Raw genomic sequence first — 14,976 nt, forward strand, 5'->3', positions numbered from 1 at the left:
CATCCGAAAGGGTATGCGAGGAAAGCGAACCAATCCATGCAACCACCATCCGGCATTATGGAAACCGTTATTTACGCCAGCGATCTCAACGCAGCGGAGCAGTTTTATCGCGATGTTTTTGGGCTTGAGGTCGTTCGGCAGTTGCCGGGACAGTTCGTTTTCTTTCGGTGCGGACAGCAGATGCTTCTGATTTTCGACCCTGAAACATCCCGTGTTGCAGATGCTGGCAATCCTATTCCGCGCCACGGCGCAAATGGCGCCGGGCATTTCTGCTTTCGGGCCAAAGACAAGGCCGACGTGGATGCGTGGCGAGATCGCTTCGTCTCGCTGGGCATTGAGATCGAACATTATCATCGTTGGAACAATGACAGCTATTCCGTCTATATTCGCGATCCTGCAGGCAACTCGGTCGAGGTTGGCGAAAGCAAGCTCTGGGGATATTGATTGACGGCTCAATCAAGAAAAAAGCCCCGAACCTTAAGGTTCAGGGCTTGTCGGTCGTGTGTAAAATTCAAACTTAAAGCTGGTGAACCGAGATCGTTTCTTCAGCTTCCACTTTCAGCGGGTTTTTCAAGGGCAGACCAAAACCGGCGGCTTCGATTTCGAACACGTCACCTGCTTGTGGCTTGATACCGTCTGCGAAGGACAATGTGGCTGTGCCGAACATATGCACATGCACTTCACCCGGAGCGCGGAACAGGCCGTACTTGAAGTGGTGATATTCGAGATTGGCGAAGGTGTGGGACATATTGTCCTCACCCGAAAGGAACGGCTTTTCGAAAATCACCTTGCCATCGCGCAGGATGCGCGAGGTGCCGCGAATATCGGACGGTGGTGCGCCGACCCGGATTTCCGGGCCAAAGCTTGCTGGGCGCAGCTTGGAGTGAGCAAGATACAGGTAGTTGATCCGTTCGGTGACGTGATCGGAAAACTCGTTCGACACGGCAAAACCAACGCGGAAGGGTTGGCCCTTGTCGGAAATGACGTAGATGCCCGCCATTTCAGGCTCTTCGCCACCATCCAGCGCAAAGGATGGAGACAGCAGAGCAGCACCTGGCGCGGTCGCCACATGGCCGTTGCCCTTGTAGAACCATTCAGGCTGCACGCCCTTTTCGCCGTCCTTCGGCTTGCCGTTTTCCAGACCCATCTTGAACATCTTCATCGAGTCCGTGAGGGTCTCTTCAGATGTTTCGGTGGTCTTCTTGTGCATGCTGTCGCGTGTTGCAGCAGAACCAAGATGGGTCAGACCAGTGCCGGTGAGGTGCAGATGCGCCGGATCCGGATGTGTGATTGGCGCCAGGAAACGACCGTCGGCATAGGCCTTGTCGAGATCGACAACCTCACCGTAACCGTAGGCCGAGATGACGTCGGCAAGAGACTTGCTGCTATTGGCAGCTTCCAGCGCCAGCGCATAAACGGACACAGCATTGTTGACGGCGCGCGCTTCGCCACCGTCTTCACGAACGGCGACGATGATCTTTCCGCTCGTATCCTTGATCTGAGAAATCAGCACGGTAGTTCCTTTCAAAGACGTTATGACGCCTGCATCTCATGAAAATGGCCGGAAACCGGCCATTTTCATCGTTTTGGTGTGATGAGCCAATCAGCCCTTGTTTTTGTTGTAAACATCGAAGAACACAGCGGCCAGCAGCACGAGGCCCTTGACCATCTGCTGGAAATCGATGCCGAGACCGACGATCGACATGCCGTTGTTCATGACGCCCATGATGAACGCGCCGATAACCGCGCCGGTGATTTTACCAACGCCGCCGGAGGCCGAAGCACCGCCGATGAAGCAGGCCGCGATCACGTCCAACTCAAAGCCAACGCCGGCCTTGGGTGTTGCCGAGTTGAGGCGCGTGGCGATGATCATGCCGGCAAGACCGGCAAGAACACCCATGTTCACAAAGGTCAGGAAGCTGAGGCGCTCGGTGTTGATACCGGAAAGCTTCGTCGCCTTTTCGTTACCGCCCATCGCATAGATGCGACGACCGATTGTCGTGCGGCGGGTCACAAAGCTGTAGACCGCAATCAGCACCAGCATCACGATCAGAACGTTTGGCAGGCCACGATAGGTGGAGAGCTGATAGCCGAGGAACAGGATAGCGCCAGCGATCAACAGGTTCTGCAAGATGAAGAAACCGTAGGGCTCTACATCGATACCATGGCTCTCATTGACCTTACGGCGACGCAGGGCAAGGACGAACAACACAGCCGTAATCGCAACCGTCAGAGCCATCGACGTGGTGTTGAAACCTTCGATACCACCAATATCAGGCAGGAAGCCTGTGCTGATGACCTGGAAGTCAACCGGGAACGGGCCGATGTTCTTGCCACCCAGAACGAACAGTGTCAGGCCGCGAAACACGAGCATACCAGCCAGCGTCACGATGAAGGATGGAATGCGGTGATAGGCGATCCAATAGCCTTGCGCAGCACCGATGACACCACCGACCGCCAAACAGATGATCGCTGCCAAAAGCGGGTTCATGCCCCATTGCACGGTCAAAATAGCCGCAATCGCGCCGACAAAGGCAACGATCGAGCCGACCGAGAGGTCAATATGACCGGCAACGATAACCAGCAACATGCCCAGAGACATGATGACGATGAACGAGTTCTGAAGGATGAGGTTTGTCAGGTTAACCGGGCGGAACAGAATACCGCCTGTGTAAAACTGGAAGAAAACCATGATAGCGACGAGCGCAATCAACATGCCGTATTCCCGGATATTGGACCGGATATACGAACTGATGGAAACGACGTTGCTTTCTTCGGTAGATGTGTTTGCCGAACTCATGAGTTCTTCTCCCCTGAGCGCATAATAGCGCGCATGATGCTTTCCTGGCTCGCCTCTCCCTTCGGCAATTCGGCGACAATCCGTCCTTCGTTCATAACGTAGATGCGGTCGCAATTGCCAAGCAGTTCGGGCATTTCCGATGATATCATCAGAACGCCTTTTCCTTCGGCGGCGAGCTGGTTGATGATGGTGTAGATTTCATATTTCGCGCCGACATCGATGCCGCGGGTCGGCTCGTCCAGAATAAGCACGTCAGGATTGGAGAACAACCATTTCGACAGCACGACCTTTTGCTGGTTGCCGCCCGAAAGATTGACCGTTTCCTGAAAAATACCCGAGGACCGAATGCGAAGCCGTTTGCGGAAATCGTTCGCGACGTTCATTTCCTTGATGTCGTCGATGACGCTGGCAGACGACACGCCGGCCAGATTGGCAAGCGTGGTGTTGTGCAGAATGTTGTCATTCAACACGAGACCCAGATGCTTGCGGTCTTCGGTCACATAGGCAAGTCCGGCATCGATGGCCTTGCGAACGGTGCTGACATCCACGGGTTTACCGTGAAGCAGAACATCACCGCTGATCTTTTGGCCATAGGATTTGCCGAAGACGCTCATCGCAAATTCGGTACGGCCCGCACCCATCAGGCCCGCAATACCCACAACTTCGCCCTTGCGGACATTGATGTTGATATCGTGCAGCACCTGCCTGTCGCGGTGTTGCTGGTGATAGGCGTTCCAATTCTTCACTTCAAGAATGGTCTCGCCAATCGGCACATCGCGTGGCGGGTAGCGATCTTCAAGGTCGCGGCCCACCATGTTGCGAATGATGACGTCTTCGCTGATCTCTTCCGTGTGACAGTCGAGCGTCTTGACCGTCATGCCATCGCGCAGAACAGTGATCTGGTCCGCAACCTTGCGCACTTCGTTCAGCTTGTGCGTGATGATGATGGACGTCAGACCCTGCTTGCGGAATTCGATCAGCAAATTGAGCAAGGCTTCCGAATCGCTTTCGTTCAGCGACGCCGTCGGCTCATCGAGAATGAGAAGCTTCACGCTCTTGGACAGCGCCTTGGCGATTTCCACCAGCTGCTGCTTGCCCACGCCGATATCGGTAATCAACGTTTCAGGAGATTCTTTCAGGCCAACTTTTTTCAACAACTCGCGCGTACGATTGAACGTATGCTGCCAGCTGATGACGCCGTTGGTGGCAATTTCGTTTCCGAGAAAAATGTTTTCGGCAATCGACAGAAGCGGCACCAGAGCCAGCTCCTGGTGAATGATGATGATGCCAATTTCTTCGCTGTCATTGATAGCGCGGAAATTGCGCAGCGCACCTTCATAGTGAATTTCGCCGTCATAGGTGCCAGCGGGATAAACGCCTGAAAGGACCTTCATAAGGGTCGACTTTCCAGCGCCGTTTTCGCCGACGAGTGCGTGTATTTCACCTTGGCGAACCTTGAGGTTCACGTTCTCAAGCGCTTTTACGCCCGGGAACGTCTTGGTGATATTCCGCATTTCGAGGATGGTATTGTCCATATCATAATCCAGCGCCGTGCAATCCGGCGTTCTTTTTTAAGAAGCGGGGACGGGCAGTATGCCCGTCCCCGCCACGATCATAATTTTACTTCAGCTGGTCTTCTTTGTAGTAACCGCCGTCAACGAGAACCTGCTTGTAGTTCTCTTTTGTGACAGCAACTGGCTTCAAGAGGTAGGAAGGAACAACCTTGACGCCATTTTCATAGGTCTTGGTGTCGTTCACTTCAGGCTCTTTGCCCTGCATGGCAGCATTGACCATACCAACAGTAACCTTCGCGAGTTCGCGAGTGTCCTTGAAGATTGTGGAATACTGTTCGCCAGCAATGATCGACTTCACGGAAGGAACTTCAGCGTCCTGACCGGAAACGATCGGCAGTGGCTGGTCCTTCGTGCCATAACCTACGCCCTTGAGCGAGGAAATGATGCCGATGGAGAGACCGTCGTAAGGCGAAAGAACTGCGTCAACCTTTGCGTCTGTGTAGAAAGCAGACAGAAGGTTGTCCATGCGGGCCTGCGCTGTTGCTGGATCCCAACGCAGCGTACCGACCTTGTCCATGCCTGTCTGGCCGGACTTTACGACGAGCTTGCCGCTGTCGATGTAAGGCTTGAGAACAGAGATGGCGCCGTCATAGAAGAAGAACGCGTTGTTGTCGTCTGGCGAACCGCCAAACAGTTCGATGTTGAATGGTCCCTTGCCGTCTTTCAGGCCGAGCTTGTCAACAATCGAAGTTGCCTGCAACACGCCAACCTGGAAGTTGTCGAACGTTGCGTAGTAGCTGACGTCGCCGCTGTTGCGGATAAGGCGGTCATAAGCGATGACCTTGATGCCCTGCGCGCCAGCCTGCTTGAGAACGTCCGACAGCGTCGTGCCGTCGATGGACGCGATTACCAGAACCTTAACGCCCTTGGTAACCATGTTCTCAATCTGCGACAGCTGATTCGGAATATCGTCGTCAGCATATTGCAGGTCGGTGCCGTAGCCGGCTTCCTTGAGCTGCTTGACGATGTTGTTACCGTCATCGATCCAGCGAGCAGAGGACTTCGTTGGCATGGCGATGCCGACAGTGCCTTTGTCCTGCGCCCAAACTGGAGCTGCAAACGCTGCAGCGCCGATGGCACACGCCGCAACCATCGAAATAATGGATTTCATGAACTCTCTCCCTTGGAACCCTTTTCAGGCGTTGTTTCTCTACAATCCGCCGTCAAATCACGCCCGAGCGTTAGAAGCTTAGCTTACTCGAACGGAATGCATAAATACAATCCGCTCTTTCCCCACTCCTCCTCGGTACCGGCGCAAATTGTTCTGAATCCATATAACTGTCAAATAGATTATATCACTTTTCCTATACCAATTTTGATATATTAAATCGATATAATCGCCTTAACCATTTTCAGCAGGCCAGAACGGGAAGCGTCATGGAACGAAATGGAACGAACACCTTCGAATTTTTGTCCCTGACCGAAGACAACCCATTGTTGCGCGCCGGGTTAAAAATGGCCCATTTGCGTATGCTTGTGACCATAGAAGAACACGGCCAGGTAAGCGCTGCGGCTGCCGTGCTCAATATGACCCAGCCTGCCGCCTCGCGTATGTTGTCTGAAATGGAAGCGATTGTTAAGAGCCCATTGTGCCAGCGCGCCTCCCGTGGGGTGGTGTTAACCGAGTTTGGCGAAGCCCTTGCAAAACGTGCAAAAAAGATTCTCCTGGAGCTGCGCGAGGCCAGCCGTGAGCTGGCACAGATGAAATCCGGCGGCGGTGGTTCGGTTTTCATCGGTTCTGTCACCGCACCGGCCATTAGTCTTGTGGTTCCTGCATTGCGCCGGGCGATGGACACTTACCCCGGCATCGAGGTCAATATTCAGGTCGAAACCAGCAATGTGCTGGCACGAGAGCTGCTGGCCGCCCGGCATGATTTCATCATCGGTCGCATTCCCGATGATATCGACCCCGCTTTGTTCGACGCGCACGAAATCGGCATCGAGCGTGCCTGTCTTCTGGTTCGCAAGGACCACCCGCTGTTGCAGACCGCGCCCGCAAAGCTTGAGGAGCTTTCCGATTACGACTGGGTATTCCAGCCGCCCGGCGCGCTGTTGAGACGCACGATGGAAGACGTATTTCTGTCTCAGGGCGTGGCCTTGCCGCGCAACATCATCAACACGCCATCAATCGTGCTGACCCTTGCCATCGTGACGCAAACCAACGCGATTGCGCCGATTGCCTATGAAATGGCGGAGTTCGTCTCCGGGCAACATTCGCCCATGGGCGACATTCGCATTCTTCCGACCGAATTTGAGCTGAACGTCAAACCCTACAGCCTGATCGTCACCAAAGACCGCGCCCTGCCGCCCAGCGCGCAACTGCTATATGACCTTGTCATGGAAGAGAGCCGAAATTTGACATGGAGCTGAGTCTGTTTCGCAAATCGGCGCCGCAAGCCAGAGACCACGTTGATATGTTTGTCTCGGAAGTTCAGTAACGGGGAAAGTCAAATGCTGTTCGGACAATCCGTCTTTCAGTCCGTGGTGGAACGCCTTGAGCGTGAGGCGGAAGACGCTCCTCCTGTCGAACCTCAAGAAACCAGCTTCAGGGCCGCAGGTTTCACATCCAGTCTTGTGTTTGAAACTGCCACACAGGACGGGACCACGACGAACCTGCCGCTTGATTCCTATCTGGACTTTCTGGAAGCGCCAGCGGCAGCACCCTTGCCAGAACCGGAGCGTATGCCGCCCTATCTCGAGCGGACATCACTGTCGGATGTGTCGGACGAACTGTGCATCAGCGAAAAAGACACGGTCGATACGCTGAGCGAGAAAAGGCGCAACTTCGCCAGACTGAACCACCCGGATACCGTCAGCCCGCAGTTCAGGGTCAATGCCAACCTGCGCATGACTGCTGCCAATCTGCTGATCGATCAGGCGATACGATTTATCGGAAAGTGATCAGACATCATCCGGGGGAGCAGCGGCCGGTTCCTCAACCTTTTCAGGCACAGGCTTAAACGTAAAAAGCAGCACATAGGCAGAGTAGACCGCAACGCCGCCAACCAGTGTTGCCCAAAAAATCTCGTGATTGACGAGTTCAAGGATCGCCCAGCCCGCGCTGAACCCGACAATCAGCAGCCTCACCCAAAGAGGGCGGTAGATGGGGTGGCTTGTATCGATGTTCAGCATATTGTCTCCCTGCGCCTCGCCTTGAACTTATACAGCCGGCGATGCTGCCATACCAGATCTGACGATATCTCCATCCAGACGCGACAATGCAAGCCCCATATGCCCATCGAAAACCAAAGTCTGCTCATCTGGCTCGATTGTGATCTCCGGCAAGCCCGAAATGCGGATGGCATTCGTCTGGATCATGCCTTCCTGAATGCCCGCACTGAGAAGATCAAAGAACCGTGTTCCCGGCCCCGTCACGAACACCGGCATATGGTCATGCAGGCTGAAAAGTCGTGAAAGCCCATTGCCGAGCGCTAGCCCGGCCTGTCTGAAAGCGAACGCGGCCATGCGATTGCCTGCGCGTGCCATGGCCGCAATCTTGTCGACTTCGGAAATCGGCACGAACTTGGCCGGTATGGTGTTGGTCGGAACTTCGAACGCCGTGCGCAAGATGCCGTAAAATCCGCTATAGGCTTCAATGCAGCCCTTTGCACCGCAACGGCACAGGGCGCCATCCGGCACATGCAGCATATGCCCGAAATTGGGTGCGGTCACATCCACGCGCCCCTCGCTGCTCTCGCGGGCAATGCCCAAACCGATGCTGTGACCAAGCGATAAAGCCGCCAGCGCTTTGACTTGGCCGTCATCACGCCTGCTGCGCGACCACAGGGCTTCGGCGGCAAGCAGCGTCTCATTGTATAGACTGACCTGCGCCCTGAAGTCTTCAGACAGAGTATCCCGAAAATTAATCTGCCCATCGCCCAGCACTGGCGACCACACCAGCGTGGCAGCTGCCGGATCAACCAGCCCCTTGCTGCTGATGGAAATGTGCAGGATGGCACTTTGGGCAATTTTCGAACGGCTGGCAAGACGACGTAGCGCGTCGCGAATCGCCCGCCCGAAATCGGCCCCATCACCCAAAGCCCTGCCCTCGGTAAACCGGTCCATCAGCTTGCCCGTAAAATCCACCAGCGAATATTGAACCGCATCCGAAGAGATGACGACAACGGCGACATAACCGAACCGCCGGTTGGGCTGAAACAGCACACGCGGACGCCCCCTGCCCGATGCCGCCTGTTGCTCGGTTCTCTCGATCAGGCTGACGCGCTCCAGTTCGGCGGTAATGGCAGACACAGTTGCCGAGGCCAGCCCGGTCAATGCCGACATATCCGTGTGAGACAGATTGCCATGTCGGCGCAAAGCGCCCAGCACTCGAAGGCTATTTTGCTGTCGGACCAGCTCTGTACTCGCGATGGCCGACATGAATTCCCTGTTCCTTCGCCTGTTTTCACCGCCATAAACCTTGCGGGATCAAGTCGCAACCAACGTTGCAAAAACCAGTCCGCAACCGCTGTTGACAGCCCTCGGATTCTCTGACATTTAATTTCTCGACTGTCGAGAAAAAATGTTTTGGGCATAGCTCGGCAGATTTTCTGGCGTTCGCGGATGCATGGAGGTGCACCGCGTTTTGCCGTCACCCGGGAGGACTTTCATGAATTCATTTGCCAAGCTTTTGGCGGGTACAGCCGTACTCGTTTCGCTGCACACCGCAGCCATTGCCGCTGATCTCGTCGTCGGCGTATCATGGTCCAACTTTCAGGAAGAGCGCTGGAAGACTGACGAGGCCGCCATCAAGGACGCGCTGAAGGCAGCGGGCGCGAAGTACATTTCCGCCGATGCGCAGACATCTGCCGCAAAGCAGCTGACGGATATCGAAAGCCTGATTTCACAGGGCGCCAACGCGCTGATCGTTCTGGCACAGGATTCGAGCGCCATTGGCCCAGCCATTGAAAAAGCCGCGGCTGAAGGCATTCCGGTGGTGGGTTATGACCGCCTGATCGAAAATCCAAGCACCTACTACATCACTTTCGACAACAAGGAAGTGGGCCGCTTGCAGGCCAAGGAAGTGTTCAAGATCAAGCCAACCGGCAACTACGTCTTCATCAAGGGCGGCTCGACGGACCCGAATGCGGACTTCGTTTTCTCCGGTCAGCAGGAAGTCCTGAAAGACGCCATCGCATCCGGCAAGATCAAGAATGTCGGCGAAGCCTATACGGATGGCTGGAAGCCTGAAATTGCCCAGAAAAACATGGAGCAGTTCCTGACCGCCAACAACAACAAGGTCGATGCTGTTGTGTCTTCTAATGATGGCATGGCAGGCGGCGTGGTCGCGGCACTTGAAGCACAGGGCCTTGCTGGCTCCGTTCCGGTGTCCGGTCAGGATGGTGACAAGGCAGCGCTCAACCGCGTGGCTCTTGGCACACAAACGGTATCCGTCTGGAAAGACAGCCGCAAGCTGGGCAAGAAGGCTGGTGAAGTGGCCGTAGCGCTTGCCAAGGGAACGAAGGTTGACGCGCTGGAAGGCACGATCAAGTTCAAGGGCGGCACAAAGGGCGTCGAAATGAGCTCTTACTTCCTAGAGCCGCAGGCCATCACCAAGGACAATCTCAACGTTGTTCTGGATGCAAAATGGATCACCAAGAGCGAGCTTTGCCAAGGCGTGAAGGCCGGAACGGTCGCTGCTTGCAAATAAGCCGGTAGCAGATCGCGTGAAAGACAAAGCATCATCGGCGTCTTCCATGCGATCTCACCCAAAAACGCCGCAAGGTTCGCCTTGCGGCGTAAGCGGCATGTGCAAGGCATGACATATTTTAAGGAGTATACGGAATATGGCGGAACAAACCGTTGTCGCACAGTCGCCTGGCGCCCGGACAGAAAAGGGAAACCCCTTGCGGCGCTTTTTAAACGCGACGGAAATCGACACCCGGCTTCTGGGCATGGTCATTGCGCTGTTTTCGATCTGGGTCGGCTTTGAAATTCTGTCCGGTGGCCTGTTCCTCACGTCCCGCAACCTGTGGAACCTGTCCGTTCAGGCTGCATCCGTTTCCGTCATGGCAACCGGCATGGTTCTGGTCATCGTCACCCGCAATATCGACTTGTCGGTGGGATCGATCCTCGGCTTCGTCGGTATGATCATGGCCGTCACCCAAACCCGCTTTTTGCCGGGCTGGCTGGGATACGATCATCCACTTTCGTGGGTCGTTGCCTTGAGCGTCGGCATTGCGCTGGGCGCGGCCATCGGCGCATTTCAAGGTCTCATCATCGCCTTCATGAGCGTGCCGTCCTTCATCGTCACTCTCGGCGGCCTGCTGGTCTGGCGCGGTGCCGCGTGGATGGTCACGAGCGGCGCAACGGTGGCCCCCATGGACACGCGCTTTCGCCTGATGGGCGGTGGTGCGGACGGCTCGATCGGCGCGACGGCCAGTTGGGTGGTGGGCATCGTCGCCTGCGTGCTGATCATCCTGTCGATCATCAATTCCAGAAGACAGCGCAAACGTTTCGGCTTTCCGCTCAAACCCATCTGGGCCGAATATTTCATGGCGCTGGTCGGCTGCGGCATCGTGCTTGGCGCGGTGAAGGTGCTGAACAGCTACTACATGCCCATCAATCTGGCCCGCAAATACGCAGAGGCTAACGGTATCGCCTGGCCCGATGCAGGGCTGGAGATTTCACTCGGCATCGCCATTCCCGTGCTGATCGCACTCGGTATCGCCATCGTCATGAACTTCATCACCAACCGCACCCGCTTTGGCCGCTATGTCTTCGCCATCGGTGGCAACCCGGAGGCCGCCGTTCTCGCGGGTATCAAAACCCGCTGGGTCACGGTCCGGATATTCGCATTGATGGGTGCGCTCTGCGCCATTGCGGCGGCCATCTCGACCGCACGCCTCAATGCTGCGACCAATGCACAAGGCACGCTGGATGAGCTTTATACGATTGCGGCGGCCGTTATTGGCGGCACATCGCTTGCCGGCGGTGCGGGTACCATCGCTGGCGCGATCCTTGGAGCCATCGTCATGCAATCGCTCAATTCCGGCATGGTGCTGCTGGGCATGGACACACCGTTACAGAGCATCGTCATCGGCGTCGTGCTCGTCATGGCCGTCTGGCTCGACACAGTATACCGCGCCAGATCGAAATAATAATAAGAGGAGTTTCCGATATGACGGACCAATCCACTCCGCTTGTGGAAATGCGCAATATTTCCATCTCCTTCGGCGGCATCCACGCGGTGGAAAACGCCTCTGTCGATCTGCATCGCGGTGAAGTCGTGGCGTTGCTGGGCCACAATGGCGCAGGCAAATCGACTCTGATCAAAATTCTCTCCGGCGCCTACCGGCGCGATGACGGCGAAATTCTCATCAATGGCGAGGCGGTAGACATCCGCAATCCTCGCGATGCCAAAAAGCACGGTATCGAAACCATCTACCAGACGCTTGCGGTCGCAGACAACGTGGATGCTGCCGCCAACCTTTTCCTCGGTCGCGAGCTGCGCACGCCATGGGGAACACTGGATGATGTCGCCATGGAGGCGTCCGCTCGCGAGGTCATGGGTCGTCTCAACCCGAATTTCAAACGCTTCAAGGAACCGGTGAAAGCGCTGTCCGGCGGTCAGCGTCAATCGGTGGCCATTGCCCGTGCCATTCTGTTCGATGCCCGCATCCTCATCATGGACGAGCCGACAGCGGCCCTCGGACCACAAGAAACCGCGCAGGTGGGCGATCTCGTCAAGGAACTGAAAAAAGAAGGTATCGGCATCTTTCTCATCAGCCACGATATCCACGACGTTTTCGACCTCGCGGACCGCGTCTTTGTCATGAAAAACGGCAAGGTCGTCGGCCATGCCAGAACGCAGGACGTGACCAAGGACGAAGTGCTGGGCATGATCATTCTCGGCAAAGTCCCTTCCGGTGCAACAGCCGGTCCAGGTGCGATGAAGGTTTAAAATGATCTCGACATAAAGGAAGGTGCGGCAGGACCGCATCTTTCTCTTAACGCCAGCGATTTGGGCGTCTGTCTGAGCACGCATCCGAAAATCTCGCTCAACGTTCACGGACAATATACTTGGTCTCAAAACCATAAAGCGCCCTGCACGTCCGGGACGATGCATGGCGCTCTAAAATGGTCCGTCGGCAACTGCTATCGCTTCAAGGTTCAGTCCTTGATACGACGCAGAAGACCAATCAGCTGATCGCGGGCTTTCTCCCCACCGAGGCGATCAACCAGTTTGTCTTCGTGATCTTTCCATATCTGGGATATTTCTTCCAATACGGAACGACCTTCTTCTGTCATTTCCAGATAATGCACGCGCCGATCAGAATCGGATCGGCGTCTCTGCAAAAGCCTCTTGTCTTCAAGGCCATCAATAATGGCAACGAAGTTGGCACGTTGAATGCCAAGCGCTTCCGCCACATCGCTTTGTTTAAGTCCTGTATTATTGGCGACAACGATCAGTACCGAAAAATCAGCCGGTCGAAGTCCGAATGCCAACAGGCTTTCGTTAAAATCGCTCACAACCGAAAGCTGCGCGCGCCGAAGCCGGTAAACAACGGCTTCAGATAGGATTGAGTAGTCGATATCAAGCTTGGAAACCAATGGCGTTTCATCGGTCTCCTGGTATTTGGTTTTACCCCTTCGATACTCAAATGCGAGACTTACAGTCATTCTAGTCTCCTTGATTCGTCCCCACGAACTATAGTTAATTACCCAATTATGTTTATTAGAACAAGATTTAATAATAACTAAAGCAATGATATAAAGTTTTGCACCTCCGATAATTCGCGCCCATGACAAGTTAGCGCAAACATACCATGTATTTTTAGGGGATTACGATTACCCAAATGTACACCGCCATAAAGACGCTGCTTTGCAGCAGCCTTTGGGGCCAATTATGTTCTTTGTGACAAAATGGTCATCGACCATGCGACAACCGAAAAATGGTGCAAATTTTGCCAATATCTTTCCAAAGTTACACTTTTTGAGAGAGAAAAATCAGCTAGTTAGATACAACGAGGTTGGACTTATTATCCTTGCGCACCGGCACGATGATTTTACGCATTGATGCACAAGGCAAGCTGGGTTAAGAACCAACCATCAGCAGATGCGATTCATCGCATGCACGGATGCACCCGTAGCTCAGCTGGATAGAGTGTTGGATTCCGATTCCAAAGGTCACAGGTTCGAATCCTGTCGGGTGCGCCATCAAAATCAACAGGTTATGAGGTATTCCCTAGCCATTGCAATCGGCGCAGGAAGCAAATGGGGAAAACCCATAGGATGCATGTCAATGTCCTGCCCTCCCACGAACCCTATCACCTCGGCGCCTTAGCGAAACCCTTTACCAATATTGGTCCGGTTGGCCGTCCTGTTGGTGAGCCGCCTGTCTGTTCCAGCGTGATTTCGTAGAGCTGCTCGTCCTTTGGTTTTGGAAGCGACGGTGTTGCGAGCTTTGCCGAACGGCGTTGGTCCAAGAGGCCGAGCGAGATTGGGCCCATGTCTCGGTTTGGAAGGGTCCAGACCTGCATGGTCTTGCCCTCGGGGACAGCAAAATCGGCGAGCAGGCGGATACTGGCTTGCTCGTTGCTGAAATCTTCCACGATGGCCTGTGGTTCGCCTGCGCCATTCAGCAGGATCGCAATGACGACTGGGTCGACTTGCCGCATGAGCGACCATCCAAGACCGGCGGTGAGCAGAAGCGATGCGGCGAGAGAGGTTATGGCGGTTCGTTTCCAGACAAACAGGCGGTTGTCGTTGGATGGCGTTATGGCGTCTGAACGTGGCTCCGTCTGCTCAACGGCGCTCAAGCCCGCCTCAATTTGCTGCCAGAGTGATGCGTTTGGCCGAACCTCCTCCACAGAGGTGTCGAGCGGCAGGAACCGTTCACGGCTCGCGGCAACCGCGTTGCGCACCTCTGCGTGTTGCTCGATATCTGCTTCCATGCGTCTGATATCTTCCTCATCCAGAAGACCAAGCACATATTCATCCGCAAAGCGGGCCATATCGTCTTTCGCAATCGTCATGCCATGCACTCCCGCAGCGAAGAAAGGCCGCGCCGTATCCATGATTTCGTTGTTCCCAGCGGAATTTTCAGCCGTCCGGCAATTTCGCCATGCGTATAACCGCCAACATAGGCCATGAGAATGCCGCGGCGTTTGGTTTCGTCCAGTGTGGAAAGGCAGTCCCGAAGCCTGCTGTTCTGGTCCAGCCGGTGCCAGGAGGACATGATCTGCTCGACATGCTGCGCTTCCTGCAACGAATCCAAGTGGTCCTCGGATACCAGATCTTCACGCTTTCCATCCCGCAGCATGTTGAGTGCACGGTTACGCACGATGGCATAAATCCATCCGCGCGCAGAACCACGCTCCGGCGCATATTGATGGGCGTTTTTCCAGATACGAATAAACGCTTCCTGCACCACTTCTTCTGCCAGATCACGCCGCCGCACGATGCGTTCCGCCACGGCAATGAGCCGACCGGCCTCCCTGTCGAATATCAGCCTCAAGCCATTTCGATCACCTTTGGCGCAAGCGTTGAGCGCTACGCCAAAATCATCTGCTTGTGCCTGCTTCAAATCCAAAGAGCTTCTCCCGGTCTGCATCTGCGTTCTCTAAAATCATACACATGAAAGACGCTCGTGGATGCAAA

Annotated in this window: 15 protein-coding genes and 1 tRNA gene; 7 read left to right on the plus strand and 9 right to left on the minus strand. The window is 55.0% G+C overall.

The window, feature by feature from the left end:
* Positions 1–36: 36 nt before the first annotated feature.
* Positions 37–444 carry a VOC family protein gene (locus RMR16_RS09895; protein WP_320198390.1) on the plus strand — a complete coding sequence of 136 codons (408 nt, stop codon included), beginning with the start codon at positions 37–39 and terminating at the stop codon, positions 442–444.
* 73 nt (positions 445–517) lie between these two features.
* On the opposite strand, the gene araD1 is transcribed toward RMR16_RS09895, so the two are convergent.
* From araD1 to chvE, 4 genes are all read right to left on the minus strand, one after another.
* Entirely contained in the window at positions 518–1,513 is a 996-nt protein-coding gene (gene araD1, locus RMR16_RS09900) for an AraD1 family protein (protein WP_320198389.1), read from the minus strand.
* Between the two features lie 90 nt (positions 1,514–1,603).
* Complete coding sequence (mmsB, locus tag RMR16_RS09905) at positions 1,604–2,800, minus strand: multiple monosaccharide ABC transporter permease (RefSeq protein ID WP_320198388.1); 1,197 nt, start codon at positions 2,798–2,800, stop codon at positions 1,604–1,606.
* A complete protein-coding gene (gene gguA / locus RMR16_RS09910) occupies positions 2,797–4,335 on the minus strand; it encodes a sugar ABC transporter ATP-binding protein GguA (protein WP_320198387.1) in 1,539 nt (512 codons plus the stop codon). The genes mmsB and gguA overlap by 4 nt, the downstream gene beginning before the upstream one ends.
* 85 nt (positions 4,336–4,420) lie before the next feature.
* Entirely contained in the window at positions 4,421–5,485 is a 1,065-nt protein-coding gene (chvE, locus tag RMR16_RS09915) for a sugar ABC transporter substrate-binding protein ChvE (RefSeq protein ID WP_320198386.1), read from the minus strand.
* Positions 5,486–5,751: 266 nt separating this feature from the next.
* Between chvE and RMR16_RS09920 the strand changes: the two genes are divergently transcribed.
* Positions 5,752–6,744 carry a LysR family transcriptional regulator gene (locus tag RMR16_RS09920; protein ID WP_320198385.1) on the plus strand — a complete coding sequence of 331 codons (993 nt, stop codon included), beginning with the start codon at positions 5,752–5,754 and terminating at the stop codon, positions 6,742–6,744.
* Between the two features lie 81 nt (positions 6,745–6,825).
* On the plus strand, positions 6,826–7,275 hold the full coding sequence (locus RMR16_RS09925) for a hypothetical protein (RefSeq protein WP_320198384.1): 450 nt from the start codon (positions 6,826–6,828) through the stop codon (positions 7,273–7,275).
* Here RMR16_RS09925 and RMR16_RS09930 read toward each other — a convergent pair whose 3' ends face one another.
* A complete protein-coding gene (locus RMR16_RS09930) occupies positions 7,276–7,506 on the minus strand; it encodes a hypothetical protein (protein WP_320198383.1) in 231 nt (76 codons plus the stop codon).
* A gap of 27 nt (positions 7,507–7,533) precedes the next feature.
* Positions 7,534–8,754 (minus strand): ROK family transcriptional regulator, encoded by a 1,221-nt coding sequence (locus RMR16_RS09935; RefSeq protein ID WP_320198382.1) that lies wholly within the window; start codon positions 8,752–8,754, stop codon positions 7,534–7,536.
* Between the two features lie 229 nt (positions 8,755–8,983).
* Between RMR16_RS09935 and xylF the strand changes: the two genes are divergently transcribed.
* The 3 genes from xylF (at position 8,984) to RMR16_RS09950 (ending at position 12,277) form a co-directional block, all read left to right on the plus strand.
* Positions 8,984–10,024: a D-xylose ABC transporter substrate-binding protein gene (gene xylF / locus RMR16_RS09940; protein ID WP_320198381.1), complete on the plus strand. Its 1,041-nt coding sequence runs from the start codon at positions 8,984–8,986 to the stop codon at positions 10,022–10,024.
* A 136-nt stretch (positions 10,025–10,160) separates the two neighbouring features.
* Positions 10,161–11,474, plus strand: a complete 1,314-nt coding sequence (locus RMR16_RS09945) for a sugar ABC transporter permease (protein WP_320198380.1) — start codon at positions 10,161–10,163, stop codon at positions 11,472–11,474.
* Positions 11,475–11,494: 20 nt separating this feature from the next.
* Complete coding sequence (locus RMR16_RS09950; RefSeq protein ID WP_320198379.1) at positions 11,495–12,277, plus strand: ATP-binding cassette domain-containing protein; 783 nt, start codon at positions 11,495–11,497, stop codon at positions 12,275–12,277.
* A gap of 209 nt (positions 12,278–12,486) precedes the next feature.
* Here the strand turns inward: RMR16_RS09950 and RMR16_RS09955 are convergent, their stop codons facing one another.
* Complete coding sequence (locus tag RMR16_RS09955) at positions 12,487–12,996, minus strand: MarR family winged helix-turn-helix transcriptional regulator (RefSeq protein WP_320198378.1); 510 nt, start codon at positions 12,994–12,996, stop codon at positions 12,487–12,489.
* Positions 12,997–13,456: 460 nt separating this feature from the next.
* Between RMR16_RS09955 and RMR16_RS09960 the strand changes: the two genes are divergently transcribed.
* Positions 13,457–13,533, plus strand: a tRNA-Arg gene (locus RMR16_RS09960).
* Between the two features lie 110 nt (positions 13,534–13,643).
* On the opposite strand, the gene RMR16_RS09965 is transcribed toward RMR16_RS09960, so the two are convergent.
* The gene (locus tag RMR16_RS09965; RefSeq protein WP_320198377.1) at positions 13,644–14,351 is read right to left on the minus strand and encodes an anti-sigma factor; all 708 of its coding nucleotides are present in this window, start codon (positions 14,349–14,351) and stop codon (positions 13,644–13,646) included.
* Entirely contained in the window at positions 14,348–14,929 is a 582-nt protein-coding gene (locus tag RMR16_RS09970; RefSeq protein ID WP_413785956.1) for a sigma-70 family RNA polymerase sigma factor, read from the minus strand. Before RMR16_RS09970 ends, RMR16_RS09965 begins: the two co-directional genes overlap by 4 nt.
* Positions 14,930–14,976 lie beyond the last annotated feature (47 nt).

It is taken from the genome of Agrobacterium sp. rho-13.3 (assembly GCF_033957765.2).
GTDB lineage: Bacteria > Pseudomonadota > Alphaproteobacteria > Rhizobiales > Rhizobiaceae > Agrobacterium.